13 protein-coding genes are annotated in these 12,151 nt (G+C 35.3%); 9 read left to right on the top strand and 4 right to left on the bottom strand.

Annotated features, from left to right (window positions below; all coding sequences use genetic code 11):
- Nucleotides 1–116: 116 nt before the first annotated feature.
- The 3 genes from pdxH to ACFRAE_RS04655 are packed head-to-tail and all read left to right on the top strand — an operon-like array spanning nucleotide 117 to nucleotide 2,462.
- Nucleotides 117–770, top strand: coding sequence for a pyridoxamine 5'-phosphate oxidase (pdxH, locus tag ACFRAE_RS04665; RefSeq protein WP_422795961.1), 654 nt, complete (start codon nucleotides 117–119; stop codon nucleotides 768–770).
- 2 nt (nucleotides 771–772) lie between these two features.
- Nucleotides 773–1,264 (top strand): NADH-quinone oxidoreductase subunit C, encoded by a 492-nt coding sequence (locus ACFRAE_RS04660; protein WP_422795960.1) that lies wholly within the window; start codon nucleotides 773–775, stop codon nucleotides 1,262–1,264.
- A 4-nt stretch (nucleotides 1,265–1,268) separates the two neighbouring features.
- The gene (locus ACFRAE_RS04655; protein ID WP_422795959.1) at nucleotides 1,269–2,462 is read left to right on the top strand and encodes an NADH-quinone oxidoreductase subunit D; all 1,194 of its coding nucleotides are present in this window, start codon (nucleotides 1,269–1,271) and stop codon (nucleotides 2,460–2,462) included.
- Between the two features lie 840 nt (nucleotides 2,463–3,302).
- Here the strand turns inward: ACFRAE_RS04655 and ACFRAE_RS04650 are convergent.
- On the bottom strand, nucleotides 3,303–4,199 hold the full coding sequence (locus tag ACFRAE_RS04650; RefSeq protein WP_422795958.1) for a serine hydrolase: 897 nt from the start codon (nucleotides 4,197–4,199) through the stop codon (nucleotides 3,303–3,305).
- Nucleotides 4,200–4,260: 61 nt separating this feature from the next.
- Between ACFRAE_RS04650 and ACFRAE_RS04645 the strand changes: the two genes are divergently transcribed.
- Entirely contained in the window at nucleotides 4,261–4,815 is a 555-nt protein-coding gene (locus ACFRAE_RS04645; RefSeq protein WP_422795957.1) for a DUF1543 domain-containing protein, read from the top strand.
- 147 nt (nucleotides 4,816–4,962) lie between these two features.
- On the opposite strand, the gene ACFRAE_RS04640 is transcribed toward ACFRAE_RS04645, so the two are convergent.
- From ACFRAE_RS04640 to ACFRAE_RS04630, 3 genes are read right to left on the bottom strand one after another with little or no spacing between them, the layout of a single operon-like run.
- Nucleotides 4,963–5,655: a hypothetical protein gene (locus ACFRAE_RS04640; RefSeq protein WP_422795956.1), complete on the bottom strand. Its 693-nt coding sequence runs from the start codon at nucleotides 5,653–5,655 to the stop codon at nucleotides 4,963–4,965.
- Nucleotides 5,656–5,658: 3 nt separating this feature from the next.
- Entirely contained in the window at nucleotides 5,659–7,623 is a 1,965-nt protein-coding gene (locus ACFRAE_RS04635; RefSeq protein WP_422795955.1) for a M1 family metallopeptidase, read from the bottom strand.
- A 3-nt stretch (nucleotides 7,624–7,626) separates the two neighbouring features.
- Nucleotides 7,627–7,974 carry a Spx/MgsR family RNA polymerase-binding regulatory protein gene (locus ACFRAE_RS04630; RefSeq protein WP_422795954.1) on the bottom strand — a complete coding sequence of 116 codons (348 nt, stop codon included), beginning with the start codon at nucleotides 7,972–7,974 and terminating at the stop codon, nucleotides 7,627–7,629.
- Between the two features lie 178 nt (nucleotides 7,975–8,152).
- Between ACFRAE_RS04630 and fbaA the strand changes: the two genes are divergently transcribed.
- The 5 genes from fbaA to ACFRAE_RS04605 all read left to right on the top strand — a co-directional run bounded on the left by fbaA (nucleotide 8,153) and on the right by ACFRAE_RS04605 (nucleotide 12,026).
- Nucleotides 8,153–9,232: a class II fructose-bisphosphate aldolase gene (gene fbaA, locus ACFRAE_RS04625; RefSeq protein WP_422795953.1), complete on the top strand. Its 1,080-nt coding sequence runs from the start codon at nucleotides 8,153–8,155 to the stop codon at nucleotides 9,230–9,232.
- Between the two features lie 324 nt (nucleotides 9,233–9,556).
- Nucleotides 9,557–10,438, top strand: coding sequence for a tyrosine-type recombinase/integrase (locus tag ACFRAE_RS04620; protein WP_422795952.1), 882 nt, complete (start codon nucleotides 9,557–9,559; stop codon nucleotides 10,436–10,438).
- A 13-nt stretch (nucleotides 10,439–10,451) separates the two neighbouring features.
- Complete coding sequence (gene hpf / locus ACFRAE_RS04615; RefSeq protein WP_422795951.1) at nucleotides 10,452–10,793, top strand: ribosome hibernation-promoting factor, HPF/YfiA family; 342 nt, start codon at nucleotides 10,452–10,454, stop codon at nucleotides 10,791–10,793.
- Nucleotides 10,794–10,964: 171 nt separating this feature from the next.
- Nucleotides 10,965–11,327, top strand: coding sequence for a hypothetical protein (locus ACFRAE_RS04610; protein ID WP_422795950.1), 363 nt, complete (start codon nucleotides 10,965–10,967; stop codon nucleotides 11,325–11,327).
- Between the two features lie 171 nt (nucleotides 11,328–11,498).
- The gene (locus tag ACFRAE_RS04605; RefSeq protein WP_422795949.1) at nucleotides 11,499–12,026 is read left to right on the top strand and encodes a ferritin; all 528 of its coding nucleotides are present in this window, start codon (nucleotides 11,499–11,501) and stop codon (nucleotides 12,024–12,026) included.
- Nucleotides 12,027–12,151 lie beyond the last annotated feature (125 nt).

The raw sequence follows: 12,151 nt of genomic DNA, 5'->3' as shown, positions 1-12,151 counted from the left end.
ATAACCAAATTTATACAATTAAGTTTTCAATATAGATGTAAAATAGTAATAATTTTAATATCATTTTCTATAAAAAATGGATATTTGGTTAAGTTTGTAGCAAATAATAAATAACCATGTCCATCCTACATAAAGAAATTGCATCTATACGGCAGGATTATGCTTTAAGTAGCTTAAGTGAATCTGATGTTTTGCCTGATCCTATTCATCAATTTTCCAAATGGTTTCAAGAGGCGATGACCAGTGAGGTAACAGAACCTACGGCGATGGTATTATCTACTTGTGATCAGCAGGGGCGACCATCTTCAAGGGTGGTTTTATTGAAAGATATAAAACCCGAAGGACTCAGTTTTTTTACGAATTATGAAAGTCGTAAAGGGCAAGAACTCCTAGCTAATCCTTATGCTAGTGTATTGTTTTTTTGGCCTGAATTACAAAGGCAGGTGCGTATTGAAGCACAGGTAGAAAGATTAGCAGCCCTAGATTCGGATGCGTATTTTGCTATTCGACCCCGAGGAAGTCAAATAGGAGCAATCGCTTCCCCACAAAGTAGGCTATTAAAGGATAGAATGGAATTGGAGAATTTAGTTAAAGAAGTTGAAGATCGGTTTACAAACGAACAGCATATACCCAGACCTATTCATTGGGGAGGATTTTTATTAAGCCCTACTCGAGTAGAATTTTGGCAAGGTAGGAGTAGTCGATTGCATGATCGAGTAGTCTATGAAAAACAGGAAAGTACTTGGAAGATAATGCGTATAGCCCCATAAATATGATCGAAGAAATAAAGGATTTTATTATTAAACATTTACAGGACGATGCTGTGATAGCCTGTCAAGAAAATGGTTTACAAGCGGCAATTTATGTACATGAAAAAAAACTAGTCGAAATTTGTCAGCTACTAAGAGATGCGCCTAGGTATTATTTTGATTTTTTAGCCAATATTACGGCCGTAGACTTTTATCCTGAACCCTATTTCGAAGTGGTGTATCATCTAAGCTCCATCCCTTTTCAAAAACAGTTGACGTTGAAAGTGAAATTAGCATTCGATCGGGTAGAAGGCACGATGCCTGAACTGGATTCAGTAGCAGGGGTTTGGAGAACTGCAGATTGGCATGAGCGCGAAATTTTTGATTTAATGGGTATTTATTTTAGAAATCATCCAGATTTAAGAAGAATATTAATGCCTGATGATTGGCAAGGTTTTCCTTTGCGAAAAGATTACATTGATCCTGAAACCTATCACGACATCCCCGTAAAATAACATAATGAACGATATATATCAGCAAGGACTAAGAAATTATCAAGCTCGAATCGATGCGGTCTCCTCTCAAGAGATGGTGATCAATATGGGCCCACAACATCCTTCCACCCATGGAGTTCTCCGATTAGAGTTGATTACGGATGGAGAAATAGTGAAGGAGATTATTCCGCATTTGGGGTATTTACACCGGTGTTTTGATAAGCATGCCGAATCCATAAACTATACGAAAAGCATCCCATTTACCGATCGATTAGATTATTTATCGTCGATGAACAATAGCCATGCCTTTGTGATGGGGGTGGAAAGAATGCTTGGAATTGCGGATAAGATTCCAAAACGGGTGGAATATATCAGGGTGTTGGTTTGTGAATTAAACCGGATTGCTTCACACTTGATCGCCATTGGCACGTATGGTATAGATATTGGAGCGTTTACCCCATTTATGTGGTGTTTCAGAGATCGCGAACATATCATGAATATGCTGGAGTGGGCATCAGGGTCTAGGATGCTTTATAATTACATATGGATTGGAGGTTTGTTTTACGATATACCTGTCAATTTTGAACAACGCTGTTTGGAATTTATCCACTATTTTGAGCCTAAACTGGAGGAATTAGATCAATTACTATCTACGAATGCTATTTTTATTCAGCGTACAGCCAATATTGGCGTTTTGCCAGCTGATGTGGCAATCAACTATGGTTGTTCAGGACCGATGCTTCGTGCTTCTGGTGTAAAATGGGATTTGAGAAGAATTGATGGGTACTCTGTTTACCCAGAATTGGATTTTGAAATACCTGTGGGTCGTGGAGCAATGGGCGAATTGGGCGATTGTTGGGACCGTTATCAAGTACGTGTAGAAGAAGTTAAGGAATCTGTAAAAATCATAAAGCAATGTTTAGAGCGATTAAATTCCGATTACAAACGAACAATCGATTTTGACCCTCGTGGTTTAGTCCCTAAGAAAGTGAATTTAAAGGCTCAAGATTACTATGTGCGCGCTGAAAATCCGAAAGGAGAGTTAGGGTTTTATTTTGTGACAGCAGAGAAAACCGATATTCCTAGACGAGTTAAGGCTAGAGGACCTAGTTTCAACAACTTATCCGTATTATCAGAACTGGGTAAGGGGGTGTTGATCGCAGATTTGATTGCTATCTTAGGCTCACTTGATATTGTATTGGGCGAAGTGGACCGATAAGGGATTTTAAAAAACGCAAAAAAACGCAAAATTATTAGGAGATTTAATTATATTTCTTATCTTTGCTATCTCATAATTTAAGTTTATAATTGGTTAATAGTTAGGGAGGTAATTGCCAGATTACTTCCCTTTCTTTTTGCCTAAAATCTCGAATATACCCCATTTTAATAAGTTTAAGATAGTAATTCTTTGGATAATCATTTTCCTTGATCTTTAAAATTTAGCTTTATTATAAACTTATTTTGTCTAAAATAGCTTGATTTTACCTTTTGATGATTTGGCACCTAATACTGCGTTTTGTTGCGTTAGTTATAATTTGTGAATGATACAATAAAATTATCATTATAGTTTCCATTTATGGTAAATGCGGATAAATGTATGTTGTTTTAGTTTAATGAGACATTGCTTCTTACTCAGGTCGGACCTGCTGTTTTTTACACGTGGAAGCCTATTCGCAGTATAAATTTTATTAGTTCCAAATTAACTAAAGCAACATGTTCGACAGCACCATACGACGCTAGGATTTATTGGGTATTCGAGCGAATCTAACTTGGATCTTGTTCGCTTGTTTTCAAATGATCTCCATATGATCTGCATATGATCTCCGAACCATATCCGAATGAGAGCTGATTTTTCTCAGTCCTAGAAGCTCGGAATTGCAGTCTTGTCTAACAATTTTTACACAAGTAGTTGAGTGGGCTTAGCCGTTAAAAATGGAAAAATTTAAGATCGTATTCCTTGGTTAAATTTAAAAAAAAACGGAGAATCAAGATGTTATTCCTGATTCTCCAATAAATGGTTGTTCGTGCTTGTAAAGCTTAATTTTATTGTCCTTAGCGATTAATTGATCAATTCATATGGTTCAAAATCTTCTTCATAGTGGTTCCAGATAATTCGGGCAATGCGGCGCGTCAGTTCTTCCGCTTCATTTTGATTGGTCCAACGCTGATCCTTGTTGTTTTTAGTAAATACGGAAAATACAAAATCTCCATGAGGTGCATTCACTAATACGACTTCAGCTCTAGCTTCATTGACTGAGCCTGTTTTTGATATGCAATTGATATGTGCAGGAAATTGAGATAAGGATCGTTCATTATAATATTGATTTTTTAAAAAACGATACATTTTATCCGAAATGGCAGGAGATATAACCTTACCCAATCGGATGTATTCAAAAAGCTGAGCCATTTCTTTTGCTGTAGTTTGCCCCCAACCATATTTTTTCCAATCCAATTCCCTTCCTTTGGTTCTGGAGTTCACACGGGTATTGCTCAAGCCTAATTTATCCATCAATGGGTTAATTTCTAGTCCAGCTCCTGCTAATTCTTGACACCAAATGGACGCAACATTGTCACTGTAAGTCAGCATCAATGAAATCATCGTGGAGAGATCTGTTTGGGTGCTATCTTTATAAAATTGCATTAAGCCTGATCCTCCATAGGTTCTAGCGTCATCGTATAAGAACTTCTGATTTAAGGACAATTGCTTATCGTGAATTTTTTGAAAGACACCAACTAGTAGTGGAACTTTGACAATACTTGCCGTGGGGAAAATGCTGTCTGCCATAATATTTACCTCTTTCTGAGATTTGAGGTGTTTTACATATATTCCGATATCTCCTTTAAACCCTGTGATTTCTTTATGGAGTTTATCGCTTAATTTTTTATCTGTTTTTTGAGCATTACTGCTTATTGCAATAAGATTAAATAATAATGTTATTAAGATAATATTTTTCATAAAAATGCATTAACTTTAAAGGTATTCGAAGGTAAGTAAAGATTATTTAAAAATAAATACGATGGATTTATATATGCTCGTACTTGGTGGGAAGCCAGAAGGAAGATTTACAGAACAACATGATGTCTATTTTGGAATTGCGGATGAATTGAAAGAATTAGTCCCTGATCTATATAGGTTTTGGCCAGAATTGGAAGGAAAAATGCATATTGATTCTTGGCGAAAAGTACAATATGTTGCTAATTATCGGATTAAAATTTTACCAAAGGGGACCCAACAACAACAACATACGCAGAAATTGTTTTTTGTAAATCTAGGAGGATATAAACCAGCAGATATGGAAGAATATCATTATAAGCAGTTGGTTGTTGCAAAGGATTTGGCTGAGGCGAGCAAAATAGCAAAGGAGACTACCTTTTGGAAACACCATGTATCTTCACACATAGATGATAAATACGGTATTGATGTCGACGACATCTATCCAGTTGAGGAACTATTGTATGAGGGAATTAAATCTAAATTTGAAATTCAATTAGTTGAAGATCCGGAAGGAGTCATGGAAGATAAATTGGAAATTGGATATTTGAAAATAAGTAAACTATTGGCACCGGCATAAGACCAAGGTATGCTGTTAAATCTGAAGGAGATTAAAAATTTGTAGCTATAAAAATGGGTTAGTAAGCTAATTTAATAATTAGCATTTCTAACCCATTTTATATATCTATTATTTCATTAAACCTAATTTTTAGGTCCACTGAAGCTTTTATTTTTTAGACAATTTTTTGAATGCAGCATAGGACTCTAATATATGCGAAGTCAAGTCTTCCGGTTGTGCCTGTTTAATAAACGTATACGATGGTCTGTATTTGCTTTTAAATAAAGCCAAATCGGATGAGTTTAGAGGGACTAATGCTAAGATTTTCTGATCTGTAAAAACGCGATCTACAAAGCGAGATTCTTGCTCTAAAACAAGTATTTGAATGGAATTTCGAGCCTGTTTTGCAGATTGACCAAATAACCGGGATGGAGAAACTCGTAGTCCACCTCTTTGTTGGCTAGTTTCCACAGATTTACTGTTGTTTTTTGCTCTTTCAATTTCTCTTGATAGTCGGCTATCGGTAATTTTAGTAACGACCACCTCGTCAATTTGAATGGTGCTTTTATCTCGGATTAAATAAATATAACGTAATCCATCTTGGTAGATAAAAGCCGTATCTCGATCATATCCTCGAACAGCGAAAGCGAGATAATCACTAACCTGTCCTGGAATCGTGAAATTACCCTCCGTATCGCTATTGACTTCTTGTTGGGTTCTAAGATTGGTGATCTTCACCGAAGATACGCGTTTACTGTTTTCTAAATCTAAAATAACACCCTTAATTTCTTGGGCGATAGCCATGTTCATGAGTATTGCAATAAACAAGAACGAGGCAAATATATATAGGTATTTTCTCATGATCTATTTGGAAATCCACACGTTGTTCTCCGGATTAATATCAGGATATACTTGATCAGGATCTATAATTACATTTGTTAGTTTTTCAGTACTTTTTAAAACGAATTTCCAGGTACTGTTTCTTTCCCAAACTTCCACTGGAAGTTTATGTCTTATTTTCTTACCAGAGGCAGTGGTTGCTTCGATGACCACTGGCATTGGCATTTTTTGTAAATTGCTTAGGCTGATGATGGCTCCTTTAGCAGGGTCCAATTCTACATAACTTACATCATCAATGGCTTGATCGAGCGCCCAGTTGTTGATAATCCAAGATCTCCAAAACCAATTTAAATTTTCTCCAGTTTCATTTTCTATGACACGGAAAAAATCGTGTGGGGTAGGATGTTTATAAGCCCAATAATCTACATACTTACGGAAGGCAGCATCAAATCGTTCTGCACCTAATACCTCATCTCGGAGTATACGTAATGCAAATCCAGGTTTGTAATAAGCTAAATAGCCAATATTACGCTCCTTCATACCTTGAGGGCTACTATAAATAGGTTCTAGTAAGGGATTCATTAAACTCATAGCCATCGCATTGGCATTGCCCATTTTGCGGTGGTACTCTCCTTTATTAAAGGCTTCAGTAGATAAGTCATTTATAAAGGTGGTAAAACCTTCATCCATCCAAGCATATAAACGTTCATTGGAACCTACAATCATTGGAAACCAAATATGTCCAAATTCATGATCTGTAACGCCCCATAAACTTCCAGCTTTGGCTTTGCTTCCACAAAATACGATGGCAGGGTATTCCATGCCTCCTACATTGGATGCAACATTAATTGCTACAGGGTAGGGGTATTCCATCCATTTTTTAGAATAATATTCTACAGATGCTTTCGTATATTCTGTAGATCGTTCCCAAGCATTTCCACCATTGCTTTCTTTGGGATAAGCAGACATGGCTAATGATTTTTTACCACTTGGAAGGTTTATCTGGGCAGCATCAATAATAAAGGCTTTGGAAGATGCCCAAGCTACATCGCGGCTGTTGCTTAATTTGTATTTCCAGGTTAAGGTACTTTTGTTAGGTCTAGAATTGCTATTTGTTACCTCTTCTTGCGCACGAATGATAACTGTTTGATCCGAAGATTTTGCTTTATTATACCGATCCAATTGTTCCTTAGTCCATACTTCCTGTGGATTTAACAATTCTCCACCCATAACCACAATATGGTTTGCTGGAGCTGTAATTTCAACGTTGAAATCCCCGTATTCTAAGTAAAATTCACCCGGCCCTGTATATGGCAGGCTGTTCCAGCCTGATATATCGTCGTAAACCGAAACTTTTGGGTACCATTGAGCGATGGAATAGATATCGCCATTGGAAGTCGTTAAAATTCCTGTTCTGTCTGCCCCATGCTTTGGAACAGTATAGGAAAAATCTATACTGAATGTAGTTTTACCACCGTTTGCAGCTAAAGGGCTCGGCAAATCTATACGCATACGGGTATCATGGATTTTATTTTGTAAATCCTTTCCTGCAGCATCCAATACGTTACTTATTTGATACCCACCAGCAAAGTCATCGCCGGCATCGCCATATCGACTATTTGTTAATGGAACCACTGCTTGACCAATCGAATTTGGATGAAATAAGTTTTGTTCAAGTTGTAACCAAATAAAATCCAACACATCGGGACTATTGTTGGTATAAGAAATCTTAACGGTTCCTTTTACTTCATGAGTCTGATCGTTCAAACTTACCTTAATATCATAGTTAGCTGCATTTTGCCAATATTGATGGCCAGGTTTGCCGGAGGCTGAGCGGTAAGGATTGCCATTTTGGGTATAAAAACCTGGGGCAAATGCTGCTTTATAATCGTAAAGACTTTCTGTTTTGTTTTGTGCAGACACCTGACTAAAGAAGGTTGCTTGAACAATAAGGGCTGCTAGCGTAGCTTTTAAAATCATTTTCTTCATCGGCTATTTAAATTTAGTAAGGTATTCTTCTTCATTAAAACCTAGTAATAGGCCTTTGTTGGTTTCGATTAATGGTCTTTTAATCATAGAATTATTAGTTAATAAAACTGCATTTGCAGATTGAGCATCTACCACAGAAAGTTGTTCCTCCGAACTAAGTTTTTTCCATGTAGTCCCTTTTTTATTGACTAAGGATTCCCAAGGGAGAGATTTTTGCCATTCTGTTAATTTTTCGAGGGTGGCTGGTTCTTTTTTATAATCATGAAAAACAAAATTGATGTTATTTTCTTGCAGCCAGTCCAATGCTTTTTTTACTGTGTTACAATTTTTTATACCGTAAACTTGTACCATATGTTTAGAAACAATTATTGTGAAAAGAGAACTAAAGATATTAAAAATAATAATTACCTCCCTGATATTAACTTTTGAATGCTAATTTTTAATAGTGTATTTTTTACACTATATTTCTTTCAGTAAATAAAAAAGTTTATCTTTATTTCCATTAATGAAAATTTAGAAAGAATAAACTATGAGCCTAAAAGATTTCAAAGGTGTATTAACAGGGGATCAAGTACAAGAATTGTTCGAGTTAGCTAAACAGCATAAATTTGCTTTACCAGCAGTTAATGTTATTGGTACCAACTCTATAAATGCGGTGTTAGAAACGGCAAAAGCGGTTAATTCACCAGTAATTGTTCAATTGTCCAATGGTGGAGCCCAATTTTATGCGGGAAAAACATTAAATAATGATGGTTTAAAAGCATGTATTTTAGGCGCAGTTTCCGCTGCACATCATGTTCATTTATTAGCTGAGCATTATGGTGTTGCTGTTATTTTACATACGGATCACGCAGCGAAAAAATTGTTACCTTGGATTGATGGTCTTTTAGATGCAGGAGAGAAATTTTTTGCACAACATGGTAAGCCATTATTTTCTTCACATATGCTTGATTTATCCGAAGAGCCGATAGAAGAAAATATTGAAATTTCTAAAAAGTACTTAGAGCGCATGAAACCTTTAGGAATGACTGTGGAGATCGAATTAGGTGTGACTGGTGGAGAAGAGGATGGGGTGGATAACTCGGATGTAGACAGTTCTAAATTGTATACACAACCGGAAGAAGTAGCCTATGCTTTTGAAGAACTATCTCAAGTATCTGATAAATTTACGGTTGCTGCTGCATTTGGTAATGTACACGGAGTTTACAAACCAGGAAATGTAAAATTACAACCTGTTATTTTACATAATTCACAAGAATTTATTCGTTCAAAATTCGGCTTAACTGCGGAAAAACCTGTTAATTTTGTGTTTCACGGTGGTTCGGGATCTTCTGCTGAAGAAATCGAAGAAGCTATTTCTTATGGAGCCATTAAAATGAATATCGATACGGATATGCAATGGGCTTTCTGGGATGGAGTAAGAGGATATGAAGCGAAAAATCGCGATTATTTACAAGCTCAAATTGGTAATCCAGAAGGATCTGACTCTCCTAACAAAAAATATTATGATCCACGTGTTTGGTTACGTAAAGGAGAAGAGGCTTTTGTTACTCGTTTGAAACAAGCTTTTGAAGAATTGAACGCAATTGATATCAATAGCAAATTGTAATTAGAACAACTTTTTCAATATAAAGAGATAAAGAGATGCTATAACAAGCATCTCTTTTTTTGTTCCGATCATTTAAGGTTAGCAGATCGCACGAAAGGTGTAGCGGTGAACGATGAGTTGGAAATCCGCATTATCTGGAAGTATGAACTTGGATGATGTTGCCTAGTTAAAGAAACGAGGAATGCATGCTTAAAATTGCAGGAAAGATAGCGCCCATAAGAATATCAATTGTAGGTAAATTATCCCTTTAATTGTGCTTAAGATCATTTTATTTATCAGTAATAATGCTTATACTTACATAAAGTGATATGAATAGCAGATACGATGTTTAAGGAGCGATTTATTTCTTATTTGAAGTTTGAAAAGCGGTATTCTAATCATACCTTATTAGCGTATGAGAAAGATATCGATAGTTTGCTTTTGTTTTCAGAGGCTGAACACATGGAATTTTCTACAATAGATTATAAATTTCTTAGGTATTTTTTTGCCAGCTTAAAAGAACAAGGTATGTCTTCAAGGTCAGTAAACCGATGCATATCATCTATTAAATCATTTTATAAATTCTTATTGCGCGAAGGACTGTTGCAGGAGAATCCAGTATCGCTCATTAAAGCGATGAAAACTCCGAAAAAATTGCCTGTGGTAGTTGAAAAAGAAAAACTCGTTCAATTGTTAGAACAAATGGATCAGCAATTGGAAAGTTTTGAAGACATGAGGGACTTTGTTGTCATAGAGTTGCTATTTGGTACTGGAGTTCGATTGGCGGAATTGTTAAAAATAAGAGAAATAGATATTGATTTTTATAATAAAAAAATACTTATATTCGGTAAACGCAACAAAGAACGTTTTGTGCCAATTCATATAACCTTAGTTGAAGAACTTAAAAAATATATCAATCAAAAAAAAGAACAACAATTTCAAAACATTTCCCCTTATTTGGTCGTTACCAAAGAAGGGAAACCTGCCTATCCAAAATTAATAGCACGGATAGTCGAGAAATATTTAAGCATGATTACCTCGCAAAAAAAACGTAGTCCACATGTGCTGAGGCACACATTTGCAACATCATTATTGGACAATGGAGCGGATTTAAATGCAATTAAAGAATTATTAGGACATGCTGGATTAGCGGCTACCCAAGTGTATACCCATAATTCAGCGGAGCGATTGAAATCTATTTATAAACAAGCCCATCCAAAGGCTTAAAAAAGGAGGAAAAATGAACATTACAGTGCAATCAATTAAATTTACTGCTGACCGCAAATTAATCGAGTTCATTAAAAAAAGAACTGAAAAATTAAATCAGTTTTTAGACAACATTATTGAAGGCGTATGTTATTTGAGGTTAGAAAATGTAGAAGATGAGTCCAACAAGGTAGTAGAATTAAAATTTAATGTTCCAGGAAATCAATTATTTGCGAAAGCACAGGCCAAAAGCTTTGAAGAAGCTACAGATTTAGCTATTGAATCCATCCGTAGACAAATTAATAAACACAAAACAAAGACACGAGAACCAATTAGTCATCATAAAGAAATATTAAATCAAGAGGATGAGTTTTAGACCTCTGAAAAATTATACTGAAAAGGTACTCCATCTGGGTACCTTTTTTTTTTAAAGGTAATTTTGGATTAGGAAGCACATGCGCTTGTAATTTTATTAAAATATTGATGTTTTTTATTTGGATTAATTCTTAACAATATTTAGATTTGTTCCAAATTAAAAGAAGACCCGATGATTTGTCCATTAGCAAGTTTTGATGAAGTGTTTTTGAATGAAGCTGGTGCTGTATATCAATGCAGTAGAAAAAACTGTTATTGGTTGGAATTTAAAGGTATTACCAGTTCATTTAAATTACGTGATTTCTTCTTGTTCAAAAAGAGAATTGACGCGATTGATATTGAGCAAATGTTGATTAATTCAGATAGGACTTTTGATTTTGAAATTATTATGCCTTTTCGCTCGGAAAGCATTTTTTTGTTAACAGTTGAAGATATTTTGAAATTAAGAGAAGTATTGGCTGGGGCAAAATTCATGATTGAATTGAATAGCCAAGTGCAAGCGTGCCTAAAATCCAACTACTTGTTAGCTTGTTAACCCTTTTTTGTAATTATACTGATTCTAAATAGTTTATAAAGTTATTTCCTAATTTAGACTGAATTCGTATAGCAATTAATTCATTTATTCCAATAAATTTTAATGTACCTTTGTATTACAGGAAACGAAGAAGATATCCTGTTAATGGTATTATCATAAATAAGCAATAACATGAAAGATCTATTAAAATTAAAAACATCAATTTCAGAAGAAATTGAAAATATATTAAATGCCCAAGTTAAAGTTGAAGCACATTCATCAGCAATCTATTTAGCGATGTCTGCATGGTGTGATGACCAAGGTTTGGATAATGCGGCAGATTTCTTTGCAAAGCAATCGGATGAAGAAAGAGCTCATATGTTGAAAATCTTCAACTATATTTCAGCGCGCGGTGGTCGTTCTATTTCTCCTGAAGTTTCCAATGTGCCTGTGGATTTTGAATCCTTCAGAGGCGTTTTTGAACAAGCTTTAGCGCAAGAAATGTTTGTTACCGAGCAGTTCAACAAAATCGCTGATCGTTGTATGGCGAATAAAGATTTTGTAACTTTTAACTTCTTACAATGGTTCTTAGCGGAACAAGTAGAAGAGGAATATGTATGCCGTCGCATCTTAGAATTGTTTGATGTTATTGGAGAAGAAGGAACAGGAAAATGGGAAATTGACCGTCACTTAGTGAAAGTAAAATTTGCTGGAGAGTAATAATTTCTCTTGAATCATAAAAAACGGGCTAAAGATTAAATTTAGCCCGTTTTTTTTATACAATTATTTTTAGTTTAAACGTTTTAATGTTAAATTTCAGTTATTGTAATTTAATATGAGTTTAA

The organism is Sphingobacterium sp. HJSM2_6 (assembly GCF_049316305.1).
Taxonomy (GTDB): Bacteria; Bacteroidota; Bacteroidia; order Sphingobacteriales; family Sphingobacteriaceae; genus Sphingobacterium.
This window is presented reverse-complemented; position numbering and strand designations above follow the sequence as displayed.

Coding starts and splice junctions, on each gene's coding strand:
- hpf (WP_422795951.1), top strand. CDS start 10,452: ATGAACATTACAGTGCAATCAATTAAATTTACTGCTGACCGCAAATTA.
- ACFRAE_RS04620 (WP_422795952.1), top strand. CDS start 9,557: ATGTTTAAGGAGCGATTTATTTCTTATTTGAAGTTTGAAAAGCGGTAT.
- ACFRAE_RS04660 (WP_422795960.1), top strand. CDS start 773: ATGATCGAAGAAATAAAGGATTTTATTATTAAACATTTACAGGACGAT.
- ACFRAE_RS04630 (WP_422795954.1), bottom strand. CDS start 7,974: ATGGTACAAGTTTACGGTATAAAAAATTGTAACACAGTAAAAAAAGCA.
- fbaA (WP_422795953.1), top strand. CDS start 8,153: ATGAGCCTAAAAGATTTCAAAGGTGTATTAACAGGGGATCAAGTACAA.
- ACFRAE_RS04635 (WP_422795955.1), bottom strand. CDS start 7,623: ATGAAGAAAATGATTTTAAAAGCTACGCTAGCAGCCCTTATTGTTCAA.
- ACFRAE_RS04610 (WP_422795950.1), top strand. CDS start 10,965: ATGATTTGTCCATTAGCAAGTTTTGATGAAGTGTTTTTGAATGAAGCT.
- ACFRAE_RS04655 (WP_422795959.1), top strand. CDS start 1,269: ATGAACGATATATATCAGCAAGGACTAAGAAATTATCAAGCTCGAATC.
- ACFRAE_RS04605 (WP_422795949.1), top strand. CDS start 11,499: ATGAAAGATCTATTAAAATTAAAAACATCAATTTCAGAAGAAATTGAA.
- pdxH (WP_422795961.1), top strand. CDS start 117: ATGTCCATCCTACATAAAGAAATTGCATCTATACGGCAGGATTATGCT.
- ACFRAE_RS04650 (WP_422795958.1), bottom strand. CDS start 4,199: ATGAAAAATATTATCTTAATAACATTATTATTTAATCTTATTGCAATA.
- ACFRAE_RS04645 (WP_422795957.1), top strand. CDS start 4,261: ATGGATTTATATATGCTCGTACTTGGTGGGAAGCCAGAAGGAAGATTT.
- ACFRAE_RS04640 (WP_422795956.1), bottom strand. CDS start 5,655: ATGAGAAAATACCTATATATATTTGCCTCGTTCTTGTTTATTGCAATA.